This window comes from Kosakonia sp. CFBP8986 (genome assembly GCF_034044935.1).
Taxonomy (GTDB): Bacteria; Pseudomonadota; Gammaproteobacteria; order Enterobacterales; family Enterobacteriaceae; genus Kosakonia; species Kosakonia cowanii.
The window spans coordinates 54,501-69,126 of record NZ_JAXCXB010000014.1 but is presented as its reverse complement, the minus strand read 5'-3'; the positions used below and the strand labels follow the sequence as shown (position 1 = coordinate 69,126).

Genomic DNA, 14,626 nt, shown 5'->3' with positions numbered 1-14,626 from the left:
TTAACCTGAACGACGACGATTACGCGGCGCGCCACCACCACTACGGCGCGGACCATTAGCCGGGCGAGAACGCGTCAGGCGTTTCGGCGGCGGCAGTTCGCTGAGCAGCGCATCCGGGTTGTATTTGCTGACCGGAATAGAGTGACCAATATAGGTCTCAATCGCCGGCAGGTTCAGCGCGTACTCTTCGCACGCAAGGCTGATCGAGTTGCCGCTTGCGCCTGCGCGACCGGTACGGCCGATACGGTGAACGTAATCTTCGCAGTCATCCGGCAGATCGTAGTTAAAGACGTGCGTTACAGCCGGAATATGCAGACCACGCGCCGCGACGTCTGTCGCAACCAGGATATCAAGATCGCCACGGGTGAACTCATCCAGGATACGCAGGCGTTTCTTCTGCGCCACGTCACCCGTCAGCAGGCCAACGCGATGACCATCGGCGGCCAGGCTGCCCCAGATCTGTTCACAACGATGTTTGGTATTGGCGAAAACAATGGCGCGATCCGGCCACTCTTCTTCAATCAGTGTCTGCAGCAGACGCATTTTCTCGTCATTAGACGGGTAGAAAAGCTCTTCTTTAATGCGGTGGCCGGTTTTCTGTTCCGGTTCCACTTCAACATATTCTGCGTTGTTCATCTGCTCGAATGCCAGTTCACGCACGCGGTAAGAGAGCGTAGCGGAGAAGAGCATATTGAGACGCTGGTCGGTTGCCGGCATACGGCGGAACAGCCAGCGGATATCTTTAATAAAGCCCAGATCGTACATACGATCGGCTTCGTCCAGCACCACGACCTGAATCGCGCCCAGGTTAATATGGTTCTGTTTGGTGTAATCGATCATACGACCAGTGGTGCCGATAAGAATATCGACGCCGCTTTCCAGCACCTTCAGCTGTTTGTCGTAGCCATCACCGCCGTAAGCCAGACCCAGCTTCAGTCCTGTCGACTGCGCCAGCGGCTCTGCATCAGCGTGAATTTGCACCGCGAGTTCACGTGTCGGCGCCATGATAATCGCGCGCGGCTGGTTAACTTTACGGTCTTCGATTGCAGGGTGAGAGAGGAGATAATGAAACGTTGACGTTAAAAACGCCATCGTTTTACCGGTACCGGTTTGCGCCTGACCTGCAACATCACGACCCGCCAGCGTTAGCGGAAGGGCGAGAGCCTGAATAGGCGTGCAATTATGAAAGCCTTTAGTTTCAAGGGCTTCTATCACTTTTGGGTGCAGGGCGAAGTCGGAAAACTTCTGTTCTGTTAAATGTGTTTTGCTCATAGTGTGGTAGAATATCAGCTTACTATTGCTTTACGAAAGCGTATCCGGTGAAATAAAGTCAACCTTTAGTTGGCTATTGTGGCATCAACACGTTGCTGTTTTATGCTACACCAACATGCCAGGCTTATTCCTGTGGAGTTATATATGAGCGATAAAATTATTCACCTGACTGACGATAGTTTTGACACGGATGTACTCAAAGCGGACGGGCTCGTGCTCGTTGATTTCTGGGCAGAGTGGTGTGGACCGTGCAAAATGATCGCCCCGATTCTGGATGAGATCGCTAATGAGTACGAAGGCAAGTTGACCATTGCGAAACTGAACATCGACCAGAACCCAGGCACCGCGCCGAAGTATGGTATCCGTGGCATCCCGACCCTGCTGCTGTTCAAAAACGGCGAAGTGGCGGCGACCAAAGTGGGCGCACTGTCCAAAGGTCAGTTGAAAGAGTTCCTGGACGCTAACCTGGCGTAATCCCAGACTCTCACCGGTGCGGCCAGCTATCCTAAATTGCCAGGATTGCTGGACGCCCGACCCCAGCCGTGCTAATTTAGTTTTGACTTCGTTCTAAACATATCTATAGTTGTTTGAACCTTGCGTTACCCCAATACTTCCCGCTGAGCATCTCAGCCGCGTTGAGAAGTAGACAGATTCCGGGCTTGTCGCTCATTCCGTCTTATCGTTTCAGTTCTGCGTACTCTCCTGTGACCAGGCACCGATTAGACATGAGTTGATGGCCGCTAACAGGCATGGATGACCCTGCCATACCATTCACAACATTAAGTTCGAGTATCACCCCGAGTTTAAGAACCCACACCATTATGAATCTTACCGAATTAAAGAATACGCCGGTTTCTGAGCTTATCACTCTCGGCGAAAATATGGGGCTGGAAAACCTGGCCCGTATGCGCAAACAGGACATCATTTTTGCCATCCTGAAGCAGCACGCAAAGAGTGGCGAAGACATCTTCGGCGACGGTGTGCTGGAGATTCTGCAGGATGGATTTGGTTTCCTCCGTTCCGCAGACAGCTCCTACCTTGCCGGCCCCGACGACATCTACGTATCCCCCAGCCAAATCCGCCGTTTCAACCTCCGCACCGGTGACACCATTTCAGGTAAGATTCGCCCACCTAAAGAAGGTGAACGTTACTTTGCACTGCTGAAAGTTAACGAGGTGAACTACGATAAACCGGAAAATGCGCGCAATAAGATTCTGTTCGAGAACTTAACGCCGCTGCATGCGAACTCTCGTCTGCGTATGGAACGTGGTAACGGCTCTACTGAAGATTTAACCGCCCGCGTTCTCGATCTGGCTTCGCCGATCGGTCGTGGTCAGCGTGGTCTGATTGTGGCACCGCCGAAAGCCGGTAAAACCATGCTGCTGCAGAATATCGCGCAGAGCATCGCTTACAACCATCCTGACTGCGTGCTGATGGTGCTACTGATTGATGAACGTCCGGAAGAAGTGACGGAAATGCAGCGCCTGGTGAAAGGTGAAGTGGTTGCGTCAACCTTCGACGAACCGGCCTCCCGCCATGTGCAGGTTGCTGAAATGGTTATCGAAAAAGCGAAACGCCTGGTTGAGCATAAGAAAGATGTCATTATCCTTCTTGACTCCATCACCCGTCTGGCGCGTGCTTATAACACCGTTGTTCCGGCTTCCGGTAAAGTGTTGACCGGTGGTGTGGATGCGAACGCCCTGCACCGTCCGAAGCGTTTCTTCGGTGCTGCGCGTAACGTGGAAGAGGGCGGTAGCCTGACCATTATCGCGACGGCGCTGATCGATACCGGTTCGAAGATGGATGAAGTGATTTACGAAGAGTTTAAAGGCACCGGTAACATGGAGCTGCACCTCTCACGTAAAATCGCAGAAAAACGCGTCTTCCCGGCGATTGATTACAACCGCTCCGGTACCCGTAAAGAAGAGCTGCTCACCACACAAGAAGAGCTGCAGAAAATGTGGATCCTGCGCAAAATCATTCACCCGATGGGTGAGATCGATGCGATGGAGTTCCTCATCAACAAGCTGGCTATGACGAAGACGAATGATGAGTTCTTCGACATGATGAAGCGCTCTTAATTTAAATAAACCCCCGAAGCGCCACGTTTTTACGTGGCGTTTTTCATTGGTGGGCTATACGCTATAGGCACTGGGACAGGTATTGCCGAATGCTGTCCAACATAAAAAGGATATTTCATTCAAGCAATGTCAGTTTTGATTAAAAAACAAACAATAACACCAGCGAATGACCTGCTTTCTCCTTCAGTGGAATATGGCATCGTCGTTATACTGCCGGGATTAACATTCGCCGAGAGCAAGCATTGTGAATTTACTCACTGCGTTTACTGAATTACTCAGTATTTTCCTGTTCACGACCATCTTTTTGTTTTGTGCACGCAAAGTGGCAAGATATGTCGGCCTGGTCGATAAGCCCAACTTTCGTAAACGGCATCAGGGGCTGATCCCACTGGTTGGAGGCATTTCTGTATTTGCCGGGATGTGTTTCTCGTTTGGTCTCACTGATTACTACATTCCTCATGCCTCGCTCTACTTATACTGTGCTGGTGTACTTGTGCTCATTGGCGCGCTAGATGACCGCTTTGATATCAGCGTGAAAATACGTGCGGCCATCCAGGCAACCATCGCTATTGTTATGATGGTTTTTGGGAATCTTCATCTCAATAGTCTCGGATACATCTTCGGCTCATGGGAGATGGTGCTCGGTCCCTTCGGTTACTTGCTGACGCTCTTTGCTATTTGGGCTGCTATAAACGCTTTCAATATGGTTGATGGTATCGACGGTTTGCTTGGCGGGCTTTCCTGCGTCTCATTTGCCGCTATTGGCCTTATTCTGTTGCTCAGCGGGCAAAGCAGCCTCGCCATGTGGTGCTTTGCGATGATCGCCGCTATTTTGCCTTACATCTTATTAAATCTGGGTGCGCTCGGACGTCGTTATAAAGTGTTTATGGGTGATGCAGGCAGTACGCTGATAGGTTTTACGATCATCTGGATTTTGCTGGAAACCACCCAAGGCCCTTCACATGCCATTAGCCCTGTCACTGCGCTATGGATAATCGCTATTCCCTTAATGGATATGGTCGCTATTATGTTCCGGCGCCTGCGAAAAGGTATGAGTCCTTTTTCGCCCGATCGCCAACATATTCATCATCTCATCATGCGTGCGGGCTTTTCTTCACGTCAGGCGTTTGTATTGATTACGCTTGCGGCAGCGCTGTTTGCTTCCATAGGTGTGGTAACTGAGTATATTCATATTGTTCCCGAATGGGCAATGTTGGCATTATTTTTGCTGTCCTTTTTTTTATACGGCTACTGCATCAAGCGCGCGTGGAAAGTGGCGCGTTTTGTTAAGCGAATCAAACGCAAAATGCGCCGTAACAGCGCGTCTAAATCAACACTAACCAAGTAATCCGGGAAAGCGATGACTCAACCATTGATGGGAACACCTTCAGCGGCTACTGAAAATGAGCTGGATATCCGAGCCCTCTTTCGCACTTTGTGGGCAGGAAAACTATGGATCGTGGGAACCGCGCTGCTCTTCGCGTTGATAGCGCTTACCTGGTCATTTTTCGCCAGGCAGGAGTGGAGTGCCACGGCGATCGCTGATAAACCGACGGTCAACATGCTCGGCGGTTATTACTCACAGCAGCAGTTTTTGCGCAATCTTGATATCAAAGCAAATCCTGCATCCATCGATCAGGCCTCTGTCATGGATGAAGCATATAAAGAGTTTATTATGCAGGTTGCTTCATGGGATACGCGTCGCGATTTCTGGTCGCAAACCGACTATTACAAGCAGCGTCGTGTTGGCAACAGCAAAGCGGATGCCGCGATGCTCGACGACCTCATCAATAATATCCAGTACACGCCAGGTGATGTCGTGCGTAACCAGAATGACAACGTCAAACTGATCGCCGAAACCGCGCCGGACGCAAACAATCTGCTGCGTCAATATATTGCTTTCGCCAGCCAGCGCGCCGCCAGCCATCTGAACGATGAACTGAAAGGCGCATGGGCGGCACGTACTATTCAGATGAAAGCGCAGGTGAAACGTCAGGAAGAGGTCGCTAAAGCTATCTATAACCGACGTGTCCACAACGTTGAGCAGGCGCTGAAAATCGCTGAGCAAAACAATATCTCGCGCAATGTGACCGATATTCCGACGGATGAGTTGCCGGATTCCGAACTCTTTATGCTTGGTCGCCCGATGCTGCAGGCACGTCTGGAAAACCTGCAGGCGGTAGGGCCGCAATACGATCTGGACTATGATCAAAATCGGGCGATGTTGAATACCCTCAACGTCGGCCCGACGCTGGATCCGCGTTTTCAGACCTATCGATATCTGCGTACACCGGAAGAGCCGGTGAAACGCGACAGCCCGCGTCGTGCTTTCCTGATGATTATGTGGGGAATTGTCGGTGCGTTAACCGGAGCTGGGGTGGCGTTAGCACGTCGCCGTTCGAACTAAACGCCGTCTGAGATGGGGGCGCTATGCCTCCATCCTCTAATTAAAGAGAATCGTTGTGAAAGTACTGACCGTATTCGGCACGCGACCAGAAGCCATAAAAATGGCACCGCTGGTTCATGCGCTGGCAAAGGATCCTGACTTTGAGGCAAGAGTTTGCGTCACTGCACAGCATCGGGAGATGCTCGATCAGGTGCTGAACCTCTTCTCTATCGTCCCGGATTACGATCTAAATATTATGCGTCCCGGGCAGGGGCTAACCGAAATTACCTGCGGTATTTTGCAGGGATTAAAACCCATTCTTGAAGCGTTCCGCCCGGATGTCGTGTTGGTTCACGGCGATACCACTACCACCATTGCTGCAAGCCTCGCCGCGTTTTATCAACGCATACCCGTAGGGCATGTGGAGGCAGGTCTGCGTACCGGCGATCTGTCATCACCCTGGCCGGAAGAGGCTAACCGCACGCTTACGGGTCATCTGGCGATGTACCACTTCGCGCCGACGGAGAACTCCCGGCACAATTTACGCCGGGAAAACGTCGACGATGAGCGCATTTTTGTTACCGGCAATACGGTGATTGATGCGCTCTTCTGGGTACGCGATAGCGTGATGAACAACCCCGCGCAATATGAGGCGCTGGCAGCCCGCTACCCTTTCCTTGATGCACAGAAAAAACTGGTGCTGGTGACCGGCCACCGCCGGGAGAGCTTCGGCCAGGGCTTCGAACAGATTTGTCACGCGCTGGCGGATATTGCTGCCCAGAATGATGATGTCCAGATTGTCTATCCCGTGCACCTCAATCCTAATGTCAGCGAGCCGGTAAACCGCATTCTCGGGCCGGTTGAGAACGTTTTTTTGATTGAGCCGCAGGATTATTTACCCTTCATGTGGTTGATGAACCACGCCTGGCTGATCCTGACGGACTCCGGTGGCATTCAGGAGGAGGCGCCTTCACTGGGTAAACCGGTGCTGGTAATGCGTGACACGACCGAGCGGCCAGAGGCCGTCGATGCCGGAACCGTAAAACTGGTAGGCACCGATCGCCAGCGCATCGTCGATGAGGTCACGCTCCTGCTTAATGACAATGAAGCATGGCAGACCATGAGCCGCGCGCACAACCCTTACGGGGATGGGCAGGCTTGTGGCCGAATTTTGCACGCACTTAAACACAATCAGGTAACACTATGAGCTTTACAACCATTTCCGTGATTGGCCTCGGCTACATTGGCCTGCCTACCGCAGCGGCTTTTGCCTCCCGGCAGAAGCAGGTCGTAGGGGTGGACATCAACGCGCGTGCGGTGGAGACCATTAACCGTGGCGAGATCCACATCGTTGAGCCGGAACTGGATAGCGTAGTAAAAGCGGCGGTGGAGGGCGGTTACCTGAGCGCCAGCACCACGCCTGTTGCGGCAGACGCCTACCTGATTGCGGTGCCAACACCGTTTAAGGGCGATCACGAGCCGGATATGGCCTACGTTGAAGCGGCTGCAAAATCCATTGCGCCCGCGCTGCATAAAGGCGCGCTGGTGATCCTCGAATCCACCTCACCGGTTGGCGCGACGGAGCAGATGGCGCAGTGGCTCGCCGAGGCGCGCCCGGATCTCACCTTCCCTCAGCAGGCTGGCGAGCAGGCGGACGTGAATATCGCCTACTGCCCGGAGCGCGTGCTGCCGGGCCAGGTGATGGTCGAACTGATTAAAAATGACCGCGTGATTGGCGGCATGACACCCAAGTGTTCTGCCCGCGCCAGCGAGCTTTATAAAATCTTCCTTGAAGGCGAGTGCGTAGTGACTAACGCCCGCACTGCCGAGATGTGCAAGCTGACAGAAAACAGCTTCCGCGACGTTAACATCGCTTTTGCCAACGAACTGTCGCTGATTTGCGCCGATCAGGGGATCAACGTCTGGGAGCTGATCCGCCTGGCGAATCGCCATCCGCGCGTCAATATCTTGCAGCCCGGCCCTGGCGTCGGCGGCCACTGTATCGCGGTCGATCCGTGGTTTATCGTGGCGCAGAACCCCGATCAGGCAAGGCTTATCCGTACCGCGCGTGAAGTGAACGATCACAAACCGCACTGGGTGCTGAACCAGGTGAAAGCCACCGTCGCCGATTGCCTCACTGCGAGCGGCAAGCGCGCCAGCGAGGTTAAAATCGCCTGCTTCGGGCTGGCGTTTAAACCGAACATTGACGATCTGCGTGAAAGCCCGGCGATGGAGATCGCGCATGACATCGCCCAGTGGCACAGCGGCCAGACGCTGGTCGTCGAACCGAATATCGACACGCTGCCGGAGAAAATGGCCGGGCACAGCACGCTGGTCAACACCCAGGATGCGCTGGCGCAGGCCGATGTGCTGGTGATGCTGGTCGACCATAAGCAGTTTAAAGCGGTCGATGCCGCCACCATTTCGCAGCCGTGGATCGTCGATACCAAAGGCGTCTGGCGCTAAGGATTTAGCATGGCGGTGCATGGCACGATAGAAGAGCTGGCATGGGAAAGCGCTTTTTTTGGTCTGCGCAGCGCGATTATTCGTCTGAATCCTTCCGCACCCGCGCTTACTGGCGCAGATTTTGCACAGTGGGAACGCCTGCAGGTGAAATTGCCCGCCGCGCAAACCCATCAGCTTGATGCCCTGCAACAGCAGGGTTTTCAACTGGTGGAAGGTGAGATCGATCTGCGACTGCCGGTTGCCGCACAGGGTATCGATCCCGTCGCCACTGTGGCAGATGAAAGCGATATTCCCGCGCTTCGTCAGATGGCGGCAGAGATGTTTGTCCAGAGCCGCTTTCGCGCGCCCTGGTATGCGCCTGAGGCGAGCGGTCGTTTCTACGCGCAGTGGATTGAAAACGCGGTAAAGGGTCTTTTCGACCACCAGTGTCTGATTTTCCGCGCGCAGGAGGATGCCATCAGCGGTTTTGTCTCTCTTCGCCAGCTTAATGAGCACGAGGCGCGTATTGGCCTGCTGGGCGGACGCGGTATGGGCGAGAAATTGATGCAGGCGGCGTGCCAGTGGGCGCGAGCGCGGCAGTTAACGCATGTGCGTGTGGCGACCCAGCTTGGGAATACTGCCGCACTTAAACGATATATTCAGAGCGGCGCGAACGTAGAAAGCACCGCCTTATGGCTATACAGGTAACGCTATGATCCCTTTCAATGCACCACCGGTAGTAGGAACGGAAATTGACTACATGCAGTCGGCAATGGGCAGCGGGAAATTATGCGGTGACGGCGGTTTTACCCGCCGCTGCCAGCAGTGGATGGAGCAGCGTTTTCACAGCGCCAAAGTCCTGCTGACGCCTTCATGCACCGCATCGCTGGAGATGGCCGCGCTGCTGCTGGATATCCAGCCTGGCGATGAAGTGATTATGCCGAGCTACACCTTCGTCTCCACCGCCAACGCCTTTGTGCTGCGTGGGGCGAAGATCGTCTTCGTTGATATCCGCCCGGATACGATGAACATCGATGAGACGCGGATTGAAGCGGCGATCACCGATAAGACGCGTGCTATTGTGCCGGTGCATTACGCGGGCGTCGCCTGTGAAATGGACACCATCATGGCGATCGCGCAAAAGCATAAGCTGTTCGTGGTGGAAGATGCCGCGCAGGGCGTGATGTCGACCTACAAAGGACGGGCATTAGGCACCATCGGTCATATTGGCTGCTTCAGTTTCCACGAAACCAAAAACTACACTGCGGGCGGTGAAGGCGGCGCGACGCTGATTAACGATCGCGCGCTGGTTGAACGCGCAGAGGTGATTCGCGAAAAGGGCACCAATCGCAGCCAGTTCTTCCGTGGGCAGGTCGATAAGTACACCTGGCGTGATATCGGTTCCAGCTATTTGATGGCCGATTTGCAGGCCGCCTACCTGTGGGCGCAGCTTGAGTCAGCCGAGCGCATTAACCAGCAGCGGCTGGCCTTGTGGCAAAACTACTATGATGCGCTCTCCCCGCTGGCAAAAACCGGGCGCATTGAGCTGCCCTCGATTCCGGCAGAGTGCAGCCACAATGCGCACATGTTTTATATTAAGCTGCGCGACGAAGCGGATCGCAGCAAGCTGATTGCCTTCCTGAAGGAAGCGGAGATTATGGCGGTGTTCCACTATATCCCGCTGCACGCCTCGCCGGCCGGCGAGAAGTTTGGCATCTTCCACGGCGAAGACCGCTATACCACGCAAGAGAGTGAGCGGTTGCTTCGCCTGCCGCTCTTCTACAACCTGGCGTCGGTCAATCAGCGGACGGTTATCAGCACGCTTCTGAGCTACTTCAGCTGATATGTCGCTGGCAAAAGCATCGCTCTGGACTGCCGCAAGCACGCTGGTCAAAATCGGCGCGGGACTGCTGGTGGTCAAACTGCTGGCGATGGCGTTCGGGCCATCCGGCGTCGGACAGGCGGGTAACTTTCGTCAGCTGATTACCGTGCTTGGCGTGCTGGCGGGCGCGGGGATTTTTAATGGCGTCACCAAATTTGTGGCGCAGTCCCATGACGACCCCGCGCGTCTGCGCGTAGTTGTCGGCACCTCCTCGGCGATGGTGCTCGGCTTCTCAACCCTGTTGGCGTTGCTGTTCCTGCTCGCTGCCGCGCCCATCAGCCAGGGGCTGTTTGGTCATACCCACTATCAGGGGCTTGTGCGCTTAGTCGCGCTGGTGCAGATGGGCATCGCCTGGGCCAACCTGCTGCTGGCGGTAATGAAAGGGTTCCGCGATGCCGCGGGAAATGCGCTGTCGCTGATTATCGGCAGCCTCGTTGGCGTGCTGGCCTGGTATCTCTGTTACCGCATTGGCGGCTATCAGGGTGCACTGCTTGGGCTGGCGCTGGTGCCCGCGCTGGTGGTTATCCCGGCGATGGCGATGCTGCTGAGAAGCAAAGCGATACCGCTGCGTTTCTTTAGGCCGCAGTGGGATCGTGTGCTGGCAGGTCAGCTGGGTAAATTTACCCTGATGGCGCTCATCACCTCATTTACGATGCCGTTGGCTTACGTGATGATGCGAAACCAACTTGCTGCCCACTACAGCTGGGATGACGTGGGGATCTGGCAGGGTGTAAGCACGATATCGGATGCTTACCTGCAGTTTATTACCGCCTCGTTTAGCGTCTATCTGTTACCGACATTGTCGCGACTGGTGACGAAGCAGGAGATCTCGCGTGAAATCGGCAGGTCACTGCGCTTTGTTCTTCCCGCCGTGGCGGCGGTGAGCCTCGGCGTCTGGCTGCTGCGCGATGTGGCGATCTGGCTGCTCTTTTCTGAGAAGTTTATCGCCATGCGCGATCTCTTCGCCTGGCAGCTGGTCGGGGATGTATTGAAAGTGGGGGCTTACGTCTTTGGCTATTTAGTCATCGCGAAGGCCTCGCTGCGATTCTATATACTGGCTGAAATAAGCCAGTTTGCGCTGCTGACGCTCTTCGCGCGCTGGCTTATTCCGGCGCACGGCGCGGCGGGCGCAGCGCAGGCCTATATGGCCACCTACATTATCTATTTCGCTGTTTGTTGCGGCGTTTTTTTGATTTGGCGTAAAAAGGCATGACTGCACTGATTCACATACTGGGATCGGATATCCCACACCATAACCAAACTGTGCTGCGCTTCTTTAACGACCATCTTGCGGCATCGGGAGAGTATGCCCGCGAGTTTATGGTTGTCGGGCGTGACGAGTCGCAGCGGGCGCACTATCCTGCGCTGACGCTGCATTTTTATCCCGACAAAAAGAGTCTGGCAAAAGCGGTCATCGCGCGGGCGAAAGCGCAACGTCAGCAGCGCTTCTTCTTCCACGGTCAGTTTAATTTCGATCTCTGGCTGGCACTGCTGCAAGGGGCTATCAAGCGCGAGCAGTTCTACTGGCACGCCTGGGGCGCCGATCTGTATGAAGTCTCCCGCAGCCTGAAATTCCGTCTCTTTTATCCGCTGCGCCGTTTAGCGCAGCGTCGCGTAGGCCGTATCTTTGCGACCCGCGGCGATCTGGCGTGGTTTGCCGAACGTAACCCTAAAGTGCCTGGTGAACTGCTCTACTTCCCAACGCGTATGGATCCGGCGCTGAACAACATGGCGGATGAGCGCCCGCAGACGGGCAAGCTGACGATTCTGGTCGGCAACTCCGGCGATGCGAGCAATGAGCATATTGCTGCCCTGCAGGCGATCCACCGTCAGTTTGGCGATACGGTCAATATCATTGTGCCGATGGGCTATCCGGCGAATAACGACGCTTATATCGCCGCAGTACGCAGCGCCGGGCTGGCACTTTTTAGCGCTGACAACCTGCGCATCCTCGATGAGAAAATGGATTTTGATGCCTATCTCGGGCTGCTCGCGCAGTGCGATCTGGGCTATTTCATTTTTGCCCGCCAGCAGGGGATCGGTACGATGTGCCTGCTGATCCAGGCGGGCGTGCCCTGTGTGCTGAACAGGGAAAACCCTTTCTGGCGCGATATGGTGGCGGAAGGCATTCCCGTTCTCTTTACCGGCGATGCGCTGGATGAGGCGGTGATCCGCGAGGCCCGCCGCCAGCTGTTAGCGGTGGATAAAAACGCTATCGCTTTTTTCAGCCCACATTACGAAACGCTGTGGCACAAAGCGCTCCTTAACGCTGCGGGGATCAACGGATGAGCCCACTCGAATTTTGCGGACTGTTTGTTATCTGGCTGTTGGCGACGCTGTTTATCGGCACGCTCACCTGGTTCGAATTTCGCCGCGTACGTTTTAACTTTAACGTCTTCTTCTCGCTGCTCTTTTTGCTGACCTTCTTCTTCGGTTTTCCGCTGACCAGCGTGCTGGTATTCCGCTTCAACGTCGGCGTTGCGCCGCCCGATATCCTGATGCAGACGCTGCTGGCGGCGGCCTGCTTCTATGGCATCTACTATGTGACCTATAAAACGCGGCTGCGCGCTTCGTCTTCGCTTACGCCGCGGCGTCCGCTCTTTACCATTAACCGGGTGGAGGCGCATCTGACGTGGGTGATCCTGATGGTCATCGCGCTGGTGAGCGTTGGCATCTTCTTTATGCATAACGGGTTTTTACTCTTCCGTCTGCACTCCTATAGCCAGATTTTCTCCAGCGAAGTCTCCGGCGTAGCGCTGAAGCGCTTCTTCTATTTCTTTATTCCGGCGATGCTGGTGGTCTACTTCCTGCGGCAGAATGCCCAGACCTGGCTCTTCTTTTTGGTCAGCACCGTGGCGTTTGGCCTGCTGACCTACATGATTGTTGGCGGTACGCGCGCCAATATCATCATTGCCTTCGCTATCTTCCTGTTTATCGGCATTATTCGCGGCTGGATCTCGTTGTGGATGCTGGCGGCGGCGGGCGTGCTCGGCATTGTCGGCATGTTCTGGCTGGCGCTGAAACGCTACGGGCTGGATGTGCGCGGTGATGAAGCGTTTTACACCTTCCTCTATCTGACGCGCGATACCTTCTCGCCGTGGGAAAACCTCGCTTTGCTGCTGCAAAACTACGACAAGATTGAGTTTCAGGGGCTGGCGCCAATTGTGCGCGACTTCTACGTCTTTATCCCCACCTGGCTGTGGCCATCGCGCCCGGGTGTTGTGCTTAACACCGCGAACTACTTTACCTGGGAAGTGCTGAATAACCACTCAGGGCTGGCGATTTCGCCGACGCTGATTGGCTCCTTAGTGGTGATGGGCGGCGCGTGGTTTATTCCGCTGGGCGCGGCAGCGGTGGGGCTTATCATCAAATGGTTCGACTGGGTTTATGCCCTGGGCAACCGGGAAACGAACCGCTACAAGGCGGCGATCCTGCACAGCTTCTGCTTCGGGGCGATTTTCAACATGATTGTGCTGGCGCGTGAAGGGCTGGATGCGTTCGCCTCTCGTGTAGTCTTCTTCCTCGCCGTTTTCGCTTTCTGCCTGCTGGCGGCGAAACTGCTGTACTGGCTATTCGATAGCGCCGGGTTGATACAGCGTCGCGGTACGCGCGCGGTCAAACCGCTCTCCCAGTTGTAAAAGGATCAAACATGACGGATAAGACGGCGGCACCGCTGTATGACCTGCGCGGCCTGAAGTTGATTGGCTGGCGTGATATGCCCCACGCGCTGGATCATCTTTTCGGTGACGGGCGCGTAGAGCAGGGCACGCTGGTGGCAATCAATGCCGAAAAGATGCTGACGCTGGAAGATGATGCCGAGGTTCGCGCCCTGATTGAGGCGGCGGAGTTTAAATATGCCGATGGCATCAGCGTCGTGCGCTCAATACGCAAAAAGTTTCCGCAGGCGCAGGTCTCCCGCGTGGCGGGTGCCGATTTGTGGGAAGCATTAATGGCGCGGGCAGGGGAGACGGGGACGCCGGTGTTCCTCGTGGGCGGTAAGCCGGACGTGCTGGCGCAAACCGTGCAGAAACTGCGTGACCAGTGGCAGGTGAATGTTGTGGGTTGCCAGGATGGCTACTTCAAGCCCGAGCAGCGCGAGGCGCTGTTTGCAGCCATTCGCGACAGCGGGGCGAAGATCGTCACCGTCGCAATGGGCTCGCCGCGGCAGGAGATTTTTATGCGTGACTGCCGCCTTGTCTGTCCGGATGCGCTCTATATGGGCGTCGGCGGCACCTACGATGTCTTTACCGGACATGTTAAGCGCGCACCGAAATTCTGGCAGAACCTTGGCCTTGAGTGGCTATACCGCCTGCTGTCGCAACCTTCGCGCCTGAAGCGCCAGCTCCGTCTGCTGCGTTATTTACGCTGGCACTACAGCGGAAAACTCTGAACCCCTCCGGCGGCGCAATGCGCTGCCTTTCCCTCTCCTGCTGCTCTTTTATTGTGCGCTACCAGGATTTTTTATACACATCGTTTGCCATTTCCGTCGATTTAAGAAACCATTCGCTCTCTCATTGCAGCGCCGCGCTGATTTTGCGCCCTCCCTTTCGCGGGGCGGAG

General features: G+C 55.1%; 14 protein-coding genes. 13 read left to right on the top strand and 1 reads right to left on the bottom strand.

Features of this window, described 5'->3' with window-relative positions; all coding sequences use genetic code 11:
* Positions 1 to 1,272, bottom strand: coding sequence for an ATP-dependent RNA helicase RhlB (gene rhlB / locus SOM48_RS21665; RefSeq protein ID WP_023479570.1), 1,272 nt, complete (start codon positions 1,270 to 1,272; stop codon positions 1 to 3).
* A gap of 144 nt (positions 1,273 to 1,416) precedes the next feature.
* On the opposite strand from rhlB, the gene trxA reads away from it, so the two are divergent.
* The 13 genes from trxA (at position 1,417) to wecG (ending at position 14,456) form a co-directional block, all read left to right on the top strand.
* Complete coding sequence (gene trxA, locus SOM48_RS21660; protein ID WP_023479590.1) at positions 1,417 to 1,746, top strand: thioredoxin TrxA; 330 nt, start codon at positions 1,417 to 1,419, stop codon at positions 1,744 to 1,746.
* A 161-nt stretch (positions 1,747 to 1,907) separates the two neighbouring features.
* Positions 1,908 to 2,006: a rho operon leader peptide gene (locus SOM48_RS21655; protein ID WP_124971653.1), complete on the top strand. Its 99-nt coding sequence runs from the start codon at positions 1,908 to 1,910 to the stop codon at positions 2,004 to 2,006.
* 87 nt (positions 2,007 to 2,093) lie between these two features.
* Complete coding sequence (rho, locus tag SOM48_RS21650) at positions 2,094 to 3,353, top strand: transcription termination factor Rho (protein WP_023479599.1); 1,260 nt, start codon at positions 2,094 to 2,096, stop codon at positions 3,351 to 3,353.
* Positions 3,354 to 3,597: 244 nt separating this feature from the next.
* Positions 3,598 to 4,701: a UDP-N-acetylglucosamine--undecaprenyl-phosphate N-acetylglucosaminephosphotransferase gene (gene wecA, locus SOM48_RS21645; RefSeq protein ID WP_320512974.1), complete on the top strand. Its 1,104-nt coding sequence runs from the start codon at positions 3,598 to 3,600 to the stop codon at positions 4,699 to 4,701.
* 12 nt (positions 4,702 to 4,713) lie between these two features.
* Complete coding sequence (gene wzzE / locus SOM48_RS21640; protein ID WP_320512973.1) at positions 4,714 to 5,760, top strand: ECA polysaccharide chain length modulation protein; 1,047 nt, start codon at positions 4,714 to 4,716, stop codon at positions 5,758 to 5,760.
* 55 nt (positions 5,761 to 5,815) lie between these two features.
* Positions 5,816 to 6,946 (top strand): non-hydrolyzing UDP-N-acetylglucosamine 2-epimerase, encoded by a 1,131-nt coding sequence (wecB, locus tag SOM48_RS21635; protein WP_289746708.1) that lies wholly within the window; start codon positions 5,816 to 5,818, stop codon positions 6,944 to 6,946.
* The gene (wecC, locus tag SOM48_RS21630; RefSeq protein ID WP_320512972.1) at positions 6,943 to 8,205 is read left to right on the top strand and encodes a UDP-N-acetyl-D-mannosamine dehydrogenase; all 1,263 of its coding nucleotides are present in this window, start codon (positions 6,943 to 6,945) and stop codon (positions 8,203 to 8,205) included. Before wecB ends, wecC begins: the two co-directional genes overlap by 4 nt.
* A gap of 9 nt (positions 8,206 to 8,214) precedes the next feature.
* Positions 8,215 to 8,892 carry a dTDP-4-amino-4,6-dideoxy-D-galactose acyltransferase gene (gene rffC, locus SOM48_RS21625; RefSeq protein WP_128483900.1) on the top strand — a complete coding sequence of 226 codons (678 nt, stop codon included), beginning with the start codon at positions 8,215 to 8,217 and terminating at the stop codon, positions 8,890 to 8,892.
* A gap of 4 nt (positions 8,893 to 8,896) precedes the next feature.
* Positions 8,897 to 10,027 (top strand): dTDP-4-amino-4,6-dideoxygalactose transaminase, encoded by a 1,131-nt coding sequence (gene rffA, locus SOM48_RS21620; RefSeq protein WP_128483899.1) that lies wholly within the window; start codon positions 8,897 to 8,899, stop codon positions 10,025 to 10,027.
* Position 10,028: 1 nt separating this feature from the next.
* The gene (gene wzxE, locus SOM48_RS21615) at positions 10,029 to 11,279 is read left to right on the top strand and encodes a lipid III flippase WzxE (protein WP_288882894.1); all 1,251 of its coding nucleotides are present in this window, start codon (positions 10,029 to 10,031) and stop codon (positions 11,277 to 11,279) included.
* Entirely contained in the window at positions 11,276 to 12,355 is a 1,080-nt protein-coding gene (locus tag SOM48_RS21610; RefSeq protein WP_128483897.1) for a TDP-N-acetylfucosamine:lipid II N-acetylfucosaminyltransferase, read from the top strand. The genes wzxE and SOM48_RS21610 overlap by 4 nt, the downstream gene beginning before the upstream one ends.
* Positions 12,352 to 13,704: an ECA oligosaccharide polymerase gene (wzyE, locus tag SOM48_RS21605; protein ID WP_054803678.1), complete on the top strand. Its 1,353-nt coding sequence runs from the start codon at positions 12,352 to 12,354 to the stop codon at positions 13,702 to 13,704. The genes SOM48_RS21610 and wzyE overlap by 4 nt, the downstream gene beginning before the upstream one ends.
* Before the next feature lie 11 nt (positions 13,705 to 13,715).
* A complete protein-coding gene (gene wecG / locus SOM48_RS21600) occupies positions 13,716 to 14,456 on the top strand; it encodes a lipopolysaccharide N-acetylmannosaminouronosyltransferase (protein WP_076770425.1) in 741 nt (246 codons plus the stop codon).
* The last annotated feature ends 170 nt before the right edge of the window (positions 14,457 to 14,626 follow it).

Coding starts and splice junctions, on each gene's coding strand:
- wecG (WP_076770425.1), top strand. CDS start 13,716: ATGACGGATAAGACGGCGGCACCGCTGTATGACCTGCGCGGCCTGAAG.
- rffA (WP_128483899.1), top strand. CDS start 8,897: ATGATCCCTTTCAATGCACCACCGGTAGTAGGAACGGAAATTGACTAC.
- wzxE (WP_288882894.1), top strand. CDS start 10,029: ATGTCGCTGGCAAAAGCATCGCTCTGGACTGCCGCAAGCACGCTGGTC.
- wzyE (WP_054803678.1), top strand. CDS start 12,352: ATGAGCCCACTCGAATTTTGCGGACTGTTTGTTATCTGGCTGTTGGCG.
- SOM48_RS21610 (WP_128483897.1), top strand. CDS start 11,276: ATGACTGCACTGATTCACATACTGGGATCGGATATCCCACACCATAAC.
- rhlB (WP_023479570.1), bottom strand. CDS start 1,272: ATGAGCAAAACACATTTAACAGAACAGAAGTTTTCCGACTTCGCCCTG.
- trxA (WP_023479590.1), top strand. CDS start 1,417: ATGAGCGATAAAATTATTCACCTGACTGACGATAGTTTTGACACGGAT.
- rffC (WP_128483900.1), top strand. CDS start 8,215: ATGGCGGTGCATGGCACGATAGAAGAGCTGGCATGGGAAAGCGCTTTT.
- wzzE (WP_320512973.1), top strand. CDS start 4,714: ATGACTCAACCATTGATGGGAACACCTTCAGCGGCTACTGAAAATGAG.
- rho (WP_023479599.1), top strand. CDS start 2,094: ATGAATCTTACCGAATTAAAGAATACGCCGGTTTCTGAGCTTATCACT.
- wecC (WP_320512972.1), top strand. CDS start 6,943: ATGAGCTTTACAACCATTTCCGTGATTGGCCTCGGCTACATTGGCCTG.